A 15,798-nucleotide genomic window follows, 5' to 3' on the forward strand; every position below is an offset into this window, starting at 1 on the left:
AAAAGCGGGTCATCAAGGCCTGAAAGCTGTTCCGGCGGTTTTGCATCCGGATGGCGGAAAATAAACAGACAGGAGCAATCTTCCCGCTTCAAGGAAGCGGAAACGCTCCAGACGGGATCGGGGTAATGAGCAAGATCGAGACGATCGGCATTGTCGGCGCGGGTCAAATGGGTGGCGGTATCGCCCATGTCTCGGCGCTGGGCGGCTACAAGGTCCTGATCCATGATGTGTCGCCCGACCGGATCGAGAAGGGCATCGCCACCATCAGCGGCAACATGGCCCGCCAGGTCGGCTCCGGCAAGCTCGAGGAAAAGGCGCGCAACGATGCGATGGCGCGCATCTCCGCCGCCCCGGCCATGGCCGATCTCGCCGCCGCCGACCTGGTGATCGAAGCGGCGACCGAGGACGAGACGGTCAAGCGCAAGATCTATGCGCAGCTTTGCCCGCAGCTCAATCCGGAAGCGATCCTCGCCACCAACACCTCGTCGATCTCGATCACCCGGCTCGCCGCGCAGACCGACCGCCCCGAGCGCTTCATCGGCATACATTTCATGAACCCGGTGCCGGTGATGAAGCTGGTCGAGCTGGTGCGCGGCATCGCCACCGAGGACCAGACCTTCGAGGCCGCCAAGAATTATGTGAAGCACCTCGACAAGACGATCACCGTCTCGGAGGATTTCCCGGCCTTCATCGTCAACCGCATCCTTTTGCCGATGATCAACGAGGCCATTTACACGCTCTATGAGGGCGTCGGCACGGTCGATGCCATCGACACCGCCATGCGGCTCGGCGCCAACCATCCGATGGGGCCGCTACAGCTCGCCGACTTCATCGGCCTCGACACCTGCCTGTCGATCATGCAGGTGTTGCATGAGGGCCTGTCGGACTCGAAATACCGCCCCTGCCCGCTGCTGGTGAAATATGTCGAGGCCGGTTGGCTCGGCCGCAAGACCGGGCGCGGCTTCTACGACTATCGCGGCGACCATCCGGTGCCGACGCGCTGAGCCAGGATTGAAGGCTTTGTATCTCGGCTGACCGCTCACGATGCCGCGGCAAACGGCGTCGGCCCTGTCTCGTCCCTGACATCTTCATCCGGCGCGGCGGAAACGCAGCCGCGGCCCGCCGCCTTGGCGGCGTAGCACGCGGCGTCGGCGCGGGCGATGATCTCGTCCACCTCGCCGCAACCGGCGCGGATCGGCGCAAGCCCGATGCTGGCGCCGATCGAATGCGGGCGCCCGTCCCAGCTGAAGTTGAGGTTGCGGATAGCATCGATGATCGAGCGCGCCGCGACCGGTCCGCGCGCCGCGGCGCCCGATTTGAGGATGACGGCGAACTCGTCGCCGCCGAGCCGCGCGACGATGTCTTCAGGACCCAGCACATTGCGCAGGGTGTCGGCCACGCGTTTGAGCAACGCGTCGCCAGCGGCATGGCCGCCGGTGTCGTTGACAGCCTTGAAGTGATCGAGGTCGACAAACATGAACTGGTGCTCGCCGCCATTGAGGCGGCATTGGTCGACCAGTTCCTCCATGGTGCGGATGAAGCTCGAGCGATTGGCGAGACCGGTCAGCGCGTCATGGGCGGCGGCGTAGGCCAGCTGGCGCTGCAGGGCGCGCGCGTCGGTGAAATCCTGGAAGACGATGACCAGGCCGCAGAACTCGTCGCGATCGTTCATGATCGGCGACACCACCTGGCGGATGCTGCAGCGCGTATCGTCGCGCCGCACCAGCACCGCGCGCGTGTTCTGGTCGCAGGAAGGCCGCTCGCTCGCCGAAGGGCGCGTCAGGCCGATCCGCTGCCCGCTTTCCTCGTCGACCGCCCAGTAGACATGGCCGAGAACCTTTCCCAGAGCCTCACCGACCGCAATGCCGGTCAGCTTTTCGGCGACCGGGTTCATGAAGGTGATGCGGTTGGCGGCATCGGTGCAGATCACCGCGTCGCCGATCGACTGCAGCGTTACCCTGAGACGCTCCTTCTCGTCGGCCAGCATCGCCGCCGAAACCATCAGCCGCGCCTCGGCCTCCTTGCGCTCGGTGATATCGGTCAGGCTGCCGATGGCCCGGACCAGCCGGCCCTCGGCGTCGCGCTCGATCGTCTTGCCGCGGTCGAGGATCCAGACCCAGTGGCCGTCCTTGTGCCGCATCCGGAACTCGGCTTCGAAAAAGGGCGTCTCGCCGGCAAGATGCGCGCGATCCGCCTCGGCGACGCGACCCCGATCGTCGGGATGGATCATGGTCAGCCAGCGGTCGGGGTCGCCGTCGAGCTCGCCGTCGGCATAGCCCAGCATCTTCACCCAGGTTTCGGAATAGGTGGTGCCGCCCTTGCGCATATCGAGGCTCCAGACACCTTGTCCGGTGCTGGTGAGCGCGAAATTCCAGCGGGTCTCTGCCTCGGCGATGCGCGCCTCCGCTTGCTTGCGCGCGTCGATGTCCTCGATCTGCGATACCAGATAGAGCGGCTTGCCGGTGTTCTCGTCGCAGATGACCGACCCGGCGAGCTGCGCCCAGACCGGGGTCCCATCCTTCCTGAGGTAGCGCTTTTCGAAATGGTAGGAACTGATCCTGCCTTCCTTCACGTTCAGCATCGTCTCGCGGCCGATCAGAAGGTCGTCCGGATGCGTGATCTGCGGGAAAGTCAGCGCCTCGATCTCGGCGCGGCTGTAGCCCAGCATGGCGGCAAAGGCGGGGTTGGCCTGCTGGATGCGCCCATCGAGGCCGACAATGGCGACGCCGATCGCCGAATCCTCCATGGCGCGGCGGAAGCGCTGCTCGCTCTCGGCGATCTGCCGGCGGTCATCGACGATGCGGTGAATGAACAGCGCCGACAGGAACAGTGTCGCGGCCGTGATGGCGACGGAAATCTGCAGGCAGAGCTTCAGCGCGTCCGCGCCAAAGTCAAAACGCGGCAACAGGATCGATGCGAGGGTGGCAACGATCCCGACCGCCAGCAGAGCCTGCGCAGCGTGCCTGTCGGCACGAAGCCCTTTCCAGTTCAACCACGACACAATGCGATCCCACCCAATGCGCAACTGCACGTTGCCACAACCCTCGCGGATCGATTTTAAGGAATGGTTGCGTAGGCGGGTGCGATCCGTCCGCTAACCGGCAAACAATTGCCGGCATGATTAAGGGACTGTTTCGAAAATCGCTCCGGCGGCTACCAGCGCACGAAAAGCCGCCCGCCAATGGCCCCGAGCAGGGTCAGAAAGGCGATCGCGATCGTATACCAGGTGGCGACGAAGAGCGGCGAATCGTCGAAGCAGTGCGCGGCATAGAAGGTTGCCGAAAGCCCGCCCGCGAGCAGGCCGGCGACCGCGCCGGCGAGCACCGGCCGCGTCGGCGCGCCATAGCGCAGCATGCCGAGGAAGACCGCCAGCGGGCCGATGCCGATCAGCGGGATGAAGCTCATGCAGATCATCATGTTCGAGCCGACGAGCCGCTTGCCCCAATCGGCCTGGGGCACGGCGAAAAGCTCCAGAACCACCGCCAGCACCACCAGCGCGGGCGCGGTGATCATCCAGGCCATCGCCCGCCTTGTCGAAGCACCCGGTATCGAAAGCGCGCGGATCAGCGCGAAGGCGCTGGCCACGAGCGCCAGCGTGAACACGAATTTCGACATGAAGCGCATCGTGTGCATGGCCGGCATGATGTCGGGGCGCGGACCGATGGTAACAAAGAAGACCGCCGCCGCGATCGCCACGGCCATGCCGACGGCCAGCCACCAGGCCTTGCCGAGCGGCATCGCCTTGTCGCGGGCATCGGCGTCGAGCGCCTTGATGAGATCCTCGGTCCTCATGTCACTGTCGTCCGAATCTTTTGGCGATCGCGGCGAGGCCGCGATGCAACGACACGCGCACCGCCGTCTCGCTGACACCGAGCTTGGCGGCCGTCTCGCCGATCGAATGGCCGTCGACCGAGATCGACGAGACCACAGAGCGCTGCGTCGGCGGCAGCCCCTCGAGCGCCCGGTTGATGTCGCGCTCGCTGACCGTTTCCGCCGCCGGCTCGGCGAAGGTTTCGGCGATCTCGTCGATTTCGACCTCGATGCGGCGCCCGCGCCGGCGAAACGCGTCGATCAGCTTGAAGCGGGCGATCGCATAGACCCAGGGCAACACCGGCGCATCCGGCCGCCAGGTATGACGTTTGACGTGAATGGCCAGCAAGGTTTCCTGCACGACATCCTCGGGGTCGACCCCGCCCTGAACGATCTTGCGCCGGGCAAAACCGCGGACGAGGGCGGCGACCCGGTGCAGAAAGTCGGCATAAGCCCTTTCGTCTCCCGCGATCGCGGCCCTGAGCAGCCCGGAGAGCTCTGCCTCGTCCTTGCCGGTCACAAGAGTTTACCCCCGAAGTTCGCGTCTCGGCCTTGGTTTGTTACGTGGCCGGCGAAATAATGTCCAAGCCAAACTACCGCAAAATCACGAAAGTTTGCGGCCCGGCGACCGATTGAAGCAGGGTCACAATGTTGACTACAATAATCAGGTATTGATAGGTGCAGCCGTGCCCGAAACCCTGTCTCCAGATTTGAGGACAATGCCTATGAAATCCGCCCTTTCCACGTTCGCCGGCGCCGCTTTGGCGCTCGGCCTGATTGCCGGCCCGGCCATGGCCGAGGATCAAGGCATCGTCGTCTACAATGCCCAGCATGAGAGCCTCGCCAAGGAATGGGCGAAAGGCTTCACCAAGGAAACCGGCATCAAGGTCACGTTGCGCAACGGCGGTGACAGCGACTTCTCCAACCAGATCGTCGCCGAGGGCGCGGCCTCGCCCGCCGACGTCTTCCTGACCGAGAATTCGCCAGCCATGGCGCTGGTCGAGGCGGCCGGCCTTTTCGCGCCGGTCGATGCCGACACGCAGGCCCAGGTGCCGCAGGAATACCAGCCGTCGAGCGGCAAGTGGGTCGGCGTCGCCGCCCGCAGCACCGTGTTTGCCTACAACAAGGACAAGCTCAAGGAAGACCAGCTGCCGAAGTCGCTGCTCGATCTCGCCGATCCGAGCTGGAAGGGCCGCTGGGCCGCCTCGCCGTCCGGCGCCGACTTCCAGGCCATCGTCAGCGCAATGCTTCAGTTGAAGGGCGAAGCCGCCACCGCCGACTGGCTGAAGGCGATGAAGGCGAATTTCACCGCCTACAAGGGTAACTCAACCGTGATGAAGGCGGTCAATGCCGGCGAGATCGAAGGCGGCGTGATCTACCACTATTACTGGTTCGGCGATCAGGCCAAGACCGGCGAAAACAGCAAGAACGTTGCGCTCCACTATTTCAAGAACCAGGATCCGGGCGCCTTCGTTTCGGTCTCCGGCGGCGGCGTGCTGGCTTCCAGCAAGCATCCGAAGGAAGCCCAGGCATTCCTGAAGTGGGTGACCGGCAAGGGCGGCCAGGAGGTGCTGAAGACCGGAACCTCCTATGAATACGCGATCGGCAAGGATGCCCAGTCCAACCCGAAGCTGGTGCCGCTGGCCGACCTGCAGGCGCCGAAAGTCGACCCGGCGACGCTGAACTCCAAGAAGGTCATCGACCTGATGACGCAAGCCGGCTTGCTTTAGTTCGCGTTCGTCCTAAAAGGGCGAACGACCGTGCTCCCGCGGCAATTCGCCTTCCGCGGGAGCGTTTTATTTGGAGATCGCCTCGTCGATGACGATCGACTGCGCATCGAGCCGTTCCCCCGGCCTATCAGATCGCTTCCGCCACGCGGCGTCGGCGACATGGTGGCGCGCCTGATGCAGTCGGCGATCGACATGGCGCCCGCAAGACTGCCGGCAGCCGGGATGAAGAAGCGCCGGCCCACGTCGTGGATCACGCTCGTCGCCGCCCTGATCTCGCTGGTCGCGCTGCTGCCGCTGGCCTTCATCGTCTGGGTCGCGATCCAGACCGGCTGGGATACCGTGGTGGCGCTGATCTTCCGCCCGCGCGTCGGCGAATTGCTGGTCAACACCGTGCTCCTCGTCATTGTCGCCGTGCCGATCGCCACCCTGCTCTCGGTGGCGCTGGCCTGGCTGACCGAGCGCAGCGACCTGCCGGGCAATCGGCTGTGGTCGTGGCTGTCGGTCGCGCCGCTCGCCATCCCCGCTTTCGTGCACTCCTATGCCTGGATCAGCATCATGCCGGGCCTGCACGGGCTGTGGGCCGGCGTGCTGGTCTCCGTCATCGCCTATTTCCCGTTCCTCTATCTGCCGATCGCCGCCGCGCTGCGCCGGCTCGATCCGGCGCTGGAGGATGCCGCCGCGGCGCTTGGCCTCGGGCCCTGGCGAGTTTTCGCGCGCGTCGTGCTGCCGCAGCTCAGGCTCGCCATCTGCGGCGGCTCGCTGCTGGTCGGCCTGCATCTGCTCTCCGAATACGGCCTCTATGTCTTCATCCGTTTCGATACCTTCACCACCGCGATCGTCGACCAGTTCCAGTCGACCTTCAACGGACCGGCCGCCAACATGCTGGCCGCGGTGCTTGTGGCCTGCTGCCTCTTCCTGCTCGCGCTCGAGGTGATCGTCCGCGGCGAGGAACGCTATGCCCGCGTCGGTTCCGGCGCCGCGCGCAAGCAGCAACGCGCCCGCCTCGGCCGCGCTACCTTGCCTTGCCTGCTGTTGCCGGCGGGCGTCGCGCTGCTGTCGCTGGGCGTCCCCTTCGTCACGGTCAGCCGCTGGCTGCTCGCCGGCGGCGCCGATGTCTGGCGTTGGGACGAGATCGGCCTGGCGCTCGGCCAGACGCTCCTCCTCGCCATCGCCGGAGCGGTGCTTGCAACGATTGCCGCAATGCCGATGGCCTGGATCTCGATCCGCGCGCCGGGTCGGCTGCAACGTCTGCTCGAGAGCTGCAACTATATCGTCGGCGCATTGCCGGGCGTCGTCATCGCGCTGGCGCTGGTGACGATCACCGTGCGTGTCGCGCTGCCGCTCTACCAGACGCTGTTCACCATCCTGTTCGGCTATGCGCTGATGTTTTTGCCGCGCGCGCTGGTCAGCCTGCGCGCCTCGATCGCGCAGGCCCCGGTGGAGCTGGAACGCGCCGCTTCCAGCCTTGGCCGGGCGCCGGTCAAGGCGCTGTGGTCGACGACCATCCGCCTGTCGGCGCCGGGCGCCGCGGCCGGCATGGCGATGGTCGCGCTCGGCATCACCAACGAGCTCACCGCCACCCAGATGCTGGCGCCCAACGGCACCCGCACGCTGGCCATGGCCTTCTGGTCCTACAGCGGCGAGATCGACTACGCCTCGGCCGCGCCTTACGCGCTGATCATGGTGGCGATGTCGTTGCCGATGACGTGGTGGCTTTACGTCCAGTCGAAGCGGATGGCCGGACGATGAGCTTTCTCGAACTCAGCGGCGTGGCGAAGAACTACGGCCCGGTGGCGGCGCTCGCGGGCGTCGATCTGCAGGTGGAAAGCGGCAGCCGCACCGCGATCGTCGGGCCATCCGGCTGCGGCAAGACCACCTTGCTCAGGCTGATCGCCGGCTTCGAGGCGCCGGACCGCGGCCGCATCGCGCTCGACGGCAAGGTGCTCGCCAATGGCGGCGCCGCCGTGCCGGCGCATCGCCGCGGCATCGGCGTGGTGGCGCAGGACGGCGCCCTGTTTCCGCATCTCAGCATCGCCGACAATATCGGCTTCGGCATCGCGCGGAACGCCGACAGACGAGCCGAACATATCGTCGAGCTCGCCTATATCGTCGGACTGGACAAGGCGATCCTGAAACGCCGGCCGCACGAGCTCTCCGGCGGCCAGCAGCAGCGCGTGGCGCTTGCCCGCGCCATGGCGATGAAGCCGAGGCTGATGCTGCTCGACGAGCCTTTCTCGGCGCTCGACACTGGGCTTCGCGCCTCGATGCGCAAGGCCGTTGCCGAGCTTCTGGAAGAGGCGGGCATCACCACCATCCTGGTCACGCATGACCAGGCCGAGGCACTGTCCTTCGCCAGCCAGGTGGCGGTGATGCGCGACGGCTTGTTCTCGCAGGTCGGCACGCCGCGCGAGCTCTATTTCCAGCCCAGGGACAGGATGGTCGCCGAATTCCTCGGCGATGCCATCATCGTGCCGGCCAGGATCGCCGAGGGCTTTGCCGTATCGCGGCTCGGCCGCATCGCCGTCGACACCAAGGAACGGCGCGACGTGGCGCGCATCATGCTGCGGCCCGAGCAGGTCGTGCTCAAGCGGACCTCGCGCGAAGGCATGTCGGGCACGCCGGACATGCTGTTTGGCGAAGTCACGGACTGCGAGTTCGCCGGCTCGATCTGCACCGTCGCGGTGCGGCTGTTGAACAGTCCGGATCCGCCCGATGCGGCCGCGATCGGCAACACGCCGCTCATCCTGCGCAGGACCGGCATGGACGCGCCGGCCGTAGGCGAGATCGTGCGCCTCACCGTCACCGGCAAGGCGCATGTCTTTGCTTAAGGGCTTCGTGCTTAGAGCCTTTCATGCTTTGCGAGAATCGCTGACGGCAGGTGCAATCAATCTCCGCCCTTGAAAATAATGCAGTTCTGCATTATTTTTGGACGCTCGGAGGCCACGCCATGACGACATTGACAGTTACAGCACGGGGCCAGGTCACGTTCCGGAAGGACGTGCTCAAGCACCTCGGCATCCAGCCCGGCGACAGGATCAGGCTTGATCTTCTACCTGGTGGGCGGGCGGAGCTGAAAGCCGACCAGGGCAAGGGCTCCTGGCAAGAGCTAAGCGGGATGCTCAAGGGCAAAACGAACGGCGCACGGCTTTCGATCGAGGAAATCAACGATGCGATCGCCGACGCCGGCGCTTCGAGCGGGATGCGCGGAATCGGGCGCAAGTGAAGATCAGCCTCGACACCAACGTGCTGTTGCGCCTTGTCGTCGGGGACGACGAAGCGCAGCAAAGGACAGCAACTGAGACCCTGGAAGGGGCCGAGTTGGTCGCGATCAGCGTTCAAGCGCTCTGCGAGTTTGTTTGGGTGCTGGATAGAAGTTACCGGGTTGCGCGGCCTGATATATCCGCCTCGATCCGCCGCATCCTCGACATGCGCAACGTCGTCGCCAACCGACCGACGATCGAAGCGGGACTGGCCGTGCTCGACGCCGGTGGCGATTTCGCGGATGGAGTGATCGCGTTCGACGGTCAGTGGCTCGGAGGCGAAACCTTCGTGTCCTTCGACAGGAAAGCGGCAAAGCTGGTCGAAGCGCAGGGAACGCCCACACTGTTGCTCGGGTGATCTATTTAGTCTACCGCACGCGCTCGCCCGTCGCCGGCGACCAGAGCGGCCATTGCTCGAGGAAGTCGCAGCTGTGGACGACGACGCGCTGGCCGTCGATCAGGATGATCGAATAGGCGGGCGGCGCCTGCTCGACCACCTCGTCGCCGACAAGGTCGAGCATGAAGCGGGCATGCAGGCCGCGCTGCACCGAGAACGGAATGCCGGCGACCGTGCCGGCGATGTCGCGGTGGACATGGCCGAAGAAGATGTAGCGGACATTGCCGTGACGGGTCAGCACATCGATAAGCCGCTGCGGCTGTTCGAGGCCGAGCGGGTCGAGCAGCGTGAGCCCGAGTTCGACCGGCGGGTGGTGCAGGAAGACATAGGCCGCCTTGCCTGCCTCGGCGAGCCGCGCATCGAGCCAGGCGAGCCGGTCGTCGCACAGCTCGCCGGTGACGCGGCCTTCCGCCAGGCTGTCGAGGAAAACCAGGCGCCCTTCCGGCGTGTCGAAAACCGACTGCACGAAGCCGTTGCCGTCCGTCCCGTTTTCCGGGAAGGCGGCGATGAGATTGGCGCGCCGGTCGTGGTTTCCGGGCAGCAGCCGGTAAGGCACGGTCAGGCGGATCAGAGCCGCCTTCAGGTCGGCATAGCTCTCGGCCTCGCCGTCATCGGCCAGGTCGCCGGTGAAGATGCAAAGCGTGGCATCGCCATGGCGGGCATTGATATGGTCGATGCAGCGATCGAACCGCTCATTCAGGTTCGCGCCATAGCGGATTGTGCGCCGCCGATCGAGATGGACATCGGTGACCTGGACGATCTTCATTGCATGAGCCTCAAATTCACAAAGTCGCCGGCGCCGGTTCCGGCACCGAAGCCTTGAACACGTCGAGCCTGGCGCCGGTTTCCGAGGAGAAGAAATGCAGGTCCGATTCGGCGAATTGCAGTCCGACCGCGCTGCCCGGCTCGGGATGGACAATCTCGGATGTGACCACCGAGAACGGCGCGCCGTCAAGATCGACATAGATGACGCGGCCGGCGCCGAGTTCTTCCACGAGATCGACCGTCGCCGCGAGCGCGCCGGGCGTGCCGGGCGTCGCCATGCGCACCGCCTCCGGCCGGATGCCGACCGCAACTTTCGAACCCACGGCAAGACCGGTGCGCGAAACATTGAGCTTGCGGCTGTCGCCGAGCAGTGAAATGCCGTCCAGCGTGACTTCCCCCTCCAGCATGTTCATCGCCGGCGCGCCGACGAAGGTCGCAACGAAGCGGCTTGCCGGCCGGCTGTAGACTTCCGCCGGCGTGCCGACCTGCTCGACACGGCCGCCATTCATCACCACCAGCCGGTCGGCCAGCGTCATCGCCTCGACCTGGTCATGGGTGACGAAGACCGACGTGGCGCTGAGGCGTCGGTGCAGCTTGCGGATCTCGGAGCGCATCTGCACGCGCAGCTTGGCGTCGAGGTTGGAGAGCGGCTCGTCGAAAAGGAACACCTTCGGCTCGCGGATCATGGCGCGGCCCATGGCGACGCGCTGGCGCTGCCCGCCGGACAGCGCCATCGGCTTGCGGTCGAGCAGGTGCTCCAGTTCCAGGACGCGCGCCACCGCCTGGATGCGCTGGGTGCGCTCGGCCGAGGGAACGCCGGCCACCTTCAGCGAATAGCCGATGTTCTGCGCCACGCTCATATGCGGGTAGAGCGCGTAGTTCTGGAACACCATGGCGCAGCCGCGCTCGCGCGGCTCGAGCTTGTTGACCACCGTGTTGTCGATCGCGATCGTGCCGTCCGAGATCTCCTCCAGCCCGGCGATCATCCTGAGCAGCGTGGACTTGCCGCAGCCCGACGGCCCCAGGATGACGACGAATTCGCCCGAGGCGAAATCGAGGTCGACGCCGTGCACGACCTGCGTCTTGGCGTAGTTCTTCTTGACGCCGCGAATGGTGATGGAGGCCATCTTTGTCTCCCGTTATTTCTCGGTGGCGATCAGGCCGCGTACGAACCAGCGTTGCATCAGCACCACGACGATCAGCGGCGGCAGCATGACGATCAGCGTGCCGGCCATGGCGATATGCCATTCCGGCGCGCCGCCTACATTGGGGATGAGCTGCTTCAGCTCGGTCACCGCGGTCGCATGCGACTGATCCGTGGTGATCAACAACGGCCATAGATACTGGTTCCAGGCCCACAGGAACATGATGGTGCCGAGCGCCGCCATGTTGTTGCGCGACAGCGGCAGCAAAATATCGATGAAAAAGCGCAGTGGCCCGGCGGCGTCCATACGCGCGGCCTCGGTCAATTCGTCCGGAACCGTCAGGAAGAACTGTCGGTAGAGGAAGGTGCCGGTGGCGGTGGCGATCAACGGCAGGATCAGGCCGGGATAGGAATTGAGCATCCCCAGGTTGAGCGCGACATGCACGCCCGAAACCTTCTCGATCAACCAGGAGAGGCCGGTCACATCCATGATCGTCTGGTAGGGTTCGAGAACGTTGGCAACGACCGCATAGGTCGGCACGATGCGCACTTCGAGCGGCAGCATCAATGTGATGAAGATCAGCCAGAAGATCAGCGTGCGGCCGGGATAGCGGAAGTAGACGATCGAGAAGGCGGTGAGCGCCGAGATGATGACTTTGCCGGCGGCGACGCCGGCCGCCATGATGAAGGAATTGAGCAGCTTCGGGCCGAGATCGGCTGTCGTCCACGCCGTCTTGATGTTGACCCAGAAATCGCTGCCCGGCAGCAGCGACATCGGCACATCGTTGACGTCCTTCAGATTGTGCGAGGCCGCGATCGCCACGATCACGAAGGGCGCAACGCAAAATACGAAGCCGGCGAACAGGATTATATGGGTGAAGAAGTTCAGGAACGGGGTGCGCTCTACCATGCCCGCCTCACCTGTAGTGCACGCGCCGCTCGATGAAGCGGAATTGGAAGATGGTCAGCACGATGATCAGCAGCATCAGGATGATGCTCTGCGCGGCAGCACCTGAATAATCGAGCCCTTTGAAGCCGTCGGAATAGATCTTGTAGACCATCAGATTGGTGGCATTGGCCGGGCCGCCCGAGGTCATGATGTCGACGATGCCGAAGGAATCCTGAAAGCTTTCGGTGATGTTGATCACCAGAAGGAAGAAGATCGTCGGTGTGATCAGCGGGAACTGGATGTCCCAGAAGCGCCGGATGACCCCGGAGCCGTCCATCGCCGCCGCCTCGATCTGCGAGCGTGGTATGGCCTGGAATGCGGCGAGGAAGAAGATGAAATTGTAGCCGACATATTTCCAGGAGAAAGCGATGATGATCGAGGCCATCGCATCGGCGCCGTCGAGGCCGGGGTCCCAGAAGCCCGGCCAGAACTGGTTGACGACGGCCATGAAGCCGGCTTCCGGGGCCAGGATGAAGCGGAAGGCCAGCGCAAGTGCCGGTGCGGCGATGCCGTAAGGCCAGATCAGCACCACGCGGTAGAGGCGCGAGCCGGCAAGCTGGCGATCGGTGAGCGCGGCAAGCACCAGCGCTATGAACATCGCGAGCCCTGTGCTGATGCCGGCGAAGATCAGGCTGGCGGTGATCGAGTTCCAATAGTCGGCGTTGGACAGGATCGAGCGGAAATTGTCGAGCCCGACCCAGATGTTGCCGCCGCCCCATGGCTGCTGCAGCGTCAGCGACCAGTAAACCGCCTGTCCGGCCGGCCAGTAGAAGAAGGTGAAGATCAGAAAAAGCTGCGGCACCGCGAACAGGATGCCGATCGTCCATTTGCTGAAAGTGACGCGTTTTTCCATCGATCCGCCTAGAGCGTTTCACCGTTTCACGGAAACGGCGAACCACTCTATCTCTTTGTTTTGACGCAATTCCTGGCGGAAAACCGCCCACACTTTTCCTGGAATTGCTCTAGGCCGGATATGCAACGGCCGCCCGTCGAGTTTCGGCGGGCGGCCTCGGAATGTCCACTGCTTACGGCAGCGTCTTGTTCGGATAGGTCTGCTGGAAGCGGTCGAGGATAGCGTCGCCGTTCTTCACCAGCGTGTCGATGCCGTCCTGGACGCTTTCCTTGTTGGCGAAGATCGCCTGCATCTGCGTGCCGAATTCGGCGCGGATCTGGGTGAAGTTGCCGAGGCGGATGCCGCGGGTGATGTCGGTCGGCTCCGAAGCGGTCAGGCTGGCGATCGCCACTTCACGCCCCTTGTAGGGCGCCTTGTCGTAGAAGCCGCTGGACTTCATGTATTCGAAGCCGGACTTCGTCACCGGAATATAGCCGGTGTTGGTCGACCAGAACAAAGCCGTCTTGGGGTCGTGGATGAAGTTGAGGAAGGCGGCAGCGCCCTTGTATTCGGCGTCGGACTTGCCGGACAGAACCCACAGCGAAGCGCCGCCGACCAGCGAGTTCTTGCGCTCGGTGCCGGCATAGACCGGCAGCTCGGCGACGTCCCAGTTCATGCCTTCCTTCTGCGTTTTGCCGACCGTGCCGTGATCGCCGACCGAGGTCATGATGACCTGGCAGGTGCCGGTGGCGAAGGCCTGCACCATATCCTGGCCGAGGTCCTTCGACTTGATCTTGATCAGGCCGGCGTCATACCACTTCTTCAGGTCGGTGACGTACTGGACGAACTTGGTCTTGTTCATCTCCAGGCGAGCGTCGAGACCATCATAACCGTTGTTCTTGCTGGCGATCGGCTGGTCGTGAATGGCCGAGAACTGCTCCATGATCTGCCAGCTCTCGTTGCCGGAGATGTTGATCGCCATCGGGCAATCGTAGCCGGCGTCCTTGAGCGCCTTGAGGTCGGCGCCGACATCTTCCCAGGTCTTCGGCGCCTCGGTCTTGCCAATCTTGGCGAAGGCGTCCTTGTTCCAGTACATCAGCGCCGTCGACGAATTGAACGGGAAGGACAGCATCTCGCCCTTCGACGTCGCGTAATAGCGGGCGATACCGGGGAAATAGTCGCTGTAGTCGATCTTGTAGCCGTTCTCTTCCATCAGCTTGTCGGCGGGCTTGTAGGCGCCCGACAGCATCATGGTGGCGGTGCCGACGTCATAGACCTGGACGACGGTGGGCTGCTTGCCGGCGCGGAAGGCGGCGATCGTGTTCTGCAGCGTGGCGTCGTAATTGCCCTGACTGGTGCAGACGACCTCGTAGTCCTTCTGCGAGGCGTTGAAATTCTTGCACAGCGTGTCGACGACGCGGGCGAGGTCGCCCGACAGACCGAACCAGAAGTCGAACTTAACCGGCTCCGCAAAAGCAGGAACCGCAAGCGCGGAGCTGAGCGCGCCGGCGGCAAGGGCAGCAAGGCCCCGCTTGATGATGGTCATGGTTTTTCCCTCTTGAGTGGCAGTGTGACAAGGGTTTTGCGCAAGTCCTTGCCCGCTCTCATAGAGAAGGTATGTGACAGTTCTGTTGTGGGCTCGAAGGCCCTGTGGACAGCCAGTGTCTCCTCCCCCGGCAGCGGCCACGCCGGCATGAAAACGTCACATCGGCGCTCTAGGAAGCTAGGGCGCCCCGAAGCGCCGAAAAGACCTTCTGTGATTAACCGGCTAATGGATGGCCGACCAACTGGATGGGAAGACATGCTGGTCCCGCATCTGACACACGTGCCTCTCGCTGAACGCAACGCGATGCGCGACGGCCCGCGTGACAGCGCGACCCATCTGCGCCACGCGGCCGCGGTTCCCGCTCTGGGCGAGATCGAGATCGGCGGCAAGGCGTCGCGAGAGAGCGCCGGCGAGAGCCTGACCGTCATGGCCTGGAACGTCGAGCGGCTGCGTCATGTCGATGCCATCGCCGAGACGATCGCCTGCCAGGCGCCGGGCGTCGTGTTGCTGTCCGAGGTCGACAAGGGCATGGCGCGCTCCGGCAACGGACATCTGTTGAGCCGGCTTGCCGATCGCCTGGGCCACTCCTTCGCCTATGGCGTCGAATTCCTGGAGCTCGGCACCGGCAACGAGACGGAGCAGGCGGCGAATGGCGGCGCCGAGAACATGGAGGGCTTCCACGGCAATGCCATAACCAGCGCCGTCCCGCTGCTGCGGCCCTTTCTCATCCGCTTCGACGCCGCCGGTGCCTGGTTCCTGCCGGAGCACGGCCAGCCGCGCATCGGCGGCCGCATGGCGCTCGGCGGCCAGGTGATGGTCGGCGACCGCCGAATAACCGTCGTCTCGGTGCATCTCGAAAACCGCACCGCTCCCGCCGGCCGTGCCGACCAGACACGCCACCTGCTCGACGCCATCGACAGATATGACGCGGAAGCGCCGGTGCTGATCGGCGGCGACTTCAACACGCTGACCGCCACCTATCCGGAACGCAATGACGACCCTGCCGCCTGGCGGGCGCGCATTGCCGCCGACCCGGACCGCCTGATGCATCCGGAGCATCATGAGCCCTTGTTCGCGGTGTTTGCCGAGCGTGGCTACGACTGGAAGGCGGCCAACGCGTTCGACAAGCCCACCCAGCGGCGCGCGGCCGGCGACTTGACGCCCGCTGGCCATATCGACTGGTTCTTCACCCGCGGCCTTGCGGCAAGCGCGCCGGCGACGCTGCCGGCGGTCTTGCCGGACGGCAGCCCGAGCGCCGACCACGAGGCGCTGGTGGTAACGGTGCGGGTGAAGTGACGGCCTTCCGGATCGACACAGCTCAAGCCGATCCTGAAATCCGTTCCGGCGCATAACGCTTTCAGAAAA

15 protein-coding genes are annotated in these 15,798 nt (G+C 64.6%); 7 read left to right on the plus strand and 8 right to left on the minus strand.

The genetic code is table 11. The annotated features are described in order from the left end of the window. Positions 1–125: 125 nt before the first annotated feature. Complete coding sequence (locus KVT37_RS11180; protein WP_217572715.1) at positions 126–1,004, plus strand: 3-hydroxybutyryl-CoA dehydrogenase; 879 nt, start codon at positions 126–128, stop codon at positions 1,002–1,004. A gap of 35 nt (positions 1,005–1,039) precedes the next feature. On the opposite strand, the gene KVT37_RS11185 is transcribed toward KVT37_RS11180, so the two are convergent. From KVT37_RS11185 to KVT37_RS11195, 3 genes are all read right to left on the minus strand, one after another. Next, positions 1,040–3,001 (minus strand): PAS domain S-box protein, encoded by a 1,962-nt coding sequence (locus tag KVT37_RS11185; RefSeq protein WP_308642608.1) that lies wholly within the window; start codon positions 2,999–3,001, stop codon positions 1,040–1,042. Between the two features lie 152 nt (positions 3,002–3,153). After that, a complete protein-coding gene (locus KVT37_RS11190) occupies positions 3,154–3,792 on the minus strand; it encodes an NrsF family protein (RefSeq protein ID WP_217572716.1) in 639 nt (212 codons plus the stop codon). 1 nt (position 3,793) lies between these two features. Further along, entirely contained in the window at positions 3,794–4,330 is a 537-nt protein-coding gene (locus KVT37_RS11195) for a sigma-70 family RNA polymerase sigma factor (RefSeq protein WP_217572718.1), read from the minus strand. A 205-nt stretch (positions 4,331–4,535) separates the two neighbouring features. Between KVT37_RS11195 and KVT37_RS11200 the strand changes: the two genes are divergently transcribed. From KVT37_RS11200 to KVT37_RS11220, 5 genes are all read left to right on the plus strand, one after another. Then, positions 4,536–5,540, plus strand: a complete 1,005-nt coding sequence (locus KVT37_RS11200) for an iron ABC transporter substrate-binding protein (RefSeq protein WP_217572720.1) — start codon at positions 4,536–4,538, stop codon at positions 5,538–5,540. Positions 5,541–5,714: 174 nt separating this feature from the next. Next, positions 5,715–7,289 carry an iron ABC transporter permease gene (locus KVT37_RS11205; RefSeq protein WP_217573272.1) on the plus strand — a complete coding sequence of 525 codons (1,575 nt, stop codon included), beginning with the start codon at positions 5,715–5,717 and terminating at the stop codon, positions 7,287–7,289. Beyond that, a complete protein-coding gene (locus KVT37_RS11210; protein ID WP_217572722.1) occupies positions 7,286–8,368 on the plus strand; it encodes an ABC transporter ATP-binding protein in 1,083 nt (360 codons plus the stop codon). Before KVT37_RS11205 ends, KVT37_RS11210 begins: the two co-directional genes overlap by 4 nt. 119 nt (positions 8,369–8,487) lie before the next feature. Beyond that, complete coding sequence (locus KVT37_RS11215; RefSeq protein WP_217572724.1) at positions 8,488–8,763, plus strand: AbrB/MazE/SpoVT family DNA-binding domain-containing protein; 276 nt, start codon at positions 8,488–8,490, stop codon at positions 8,761–8,763. Then, positions 8,760–9,158, plus strand: coding sequence for a type II toxin-antitoxin system VapC family toxin (locus tag KVT37_RS11220; RefSeq protein ID WP_217572726.1), 399 nt, complete (start codon positions 8,760–8,762; stop codon positions 9,156–9,158). Before KVT37_RS11215 ends, KVT37_RS11220 begins: the two co-directional genes overlap by 4 nt. A gap of 10 nt (positions 9,159–9,168) precedes the next feature. Here the strand turns inward: KVT37_RS11220 and KVT37_RS11225 are convergent, their stop codons facing one another. From KVT37_RS11225 to KVT37_RS11245, 5 genes are all read right to left on the minus strand, one after another. Beyond that, positions 9,169–9,963: a phosphodiesterase gene (locus KVT37_RS11225; protein ID WP_217572727.1), complete on the minus strand. Its 795-nt coding sequence runs from the start codon at positions 9,961–9,963 to the stop codon at positions 9,169–9,171. A gap of 16 nt (positions 9,964–9,979) precedes the next feature. After that, the gene (gene ugpC / locus KVT37_RS11230) at positions 9,980–11,089 is read right to left on the minus strand and encodes a sn-glycerol-3-phosphate ABC transporter ATP-binding protein UgpC (RefSeq protein ID WP_217572729.1); all 1,110 of its coding nucleotides are present in this window, start codon (positions 11,087–11,089) and stop codon (positions 9,980–9,982) included. Positions 11,090–11,101: 12 nt separating this feature from the next. Further along, the gene (locus tag KVT37_RS11235) at positions 11,102–12,016 is read right to left on the minus strand and encodes an ABC transporter permease subunit (RefSeq protein ID WP_217572730.1); all 915 of its coding nucleotides are present in this window, start codon (positions 12,014–12,016) and stop codon (positions 11,102–11,104) included. A 7-nt stretch (positions 12,017–12,023) separates the two neighbouring features. Beyond that, entirely contained in the window at positions 12,024–12,908 is an 885-nt protein-coding gene (locus KVT37_RS11240) for a carbohydrate ABC transporter permease (RefSeq protein ID WP_217572732.1), read from the minus strand. A 172-nt stretch (positions 12,909–13,080) separates the two neighbouring features. Continuing rightward, positions 13,081–14,433: an extracellular solute-binding protein gene (locus KVT37_RS11245; protein ID WP_217572734.1), complete on the minus strand. Its 1,353-nt coding sequence runs from the start codon at positions 14,431–14,433 to the stop codon at positions 13,081–13,083. 255 nt (positions 14,434–14,688) lie between these two features. Here KVT37_RS11245 and KVT37_RS11250 point away from each other — a divergent pair, with 255 nt between their 5' ends. Continuing rightward, complete coding sequence (locus tag KVT37_RS11250; RefSeq protein WP_217572736.1) at positions 14,689–15,729, plus strand: endonuclease/exonuclease/phosphatase family protein; 1,041 nt, start codon at positions 14,689–14,691, stop codon at positions 15,727–15,729. Positions 15,730–15,798 lie beyond the last annotated feature (69 nt).

The organism is Mesorhizobium sp. GbtcB19, from assembly GCF_019091085.1.
Classification (GTDB): domain Bacteria; phylum Pseudomonadota; class Alphaproteobacteria; order Rhizobiales; family Rhizobiaceae; genus Mesorhizobium.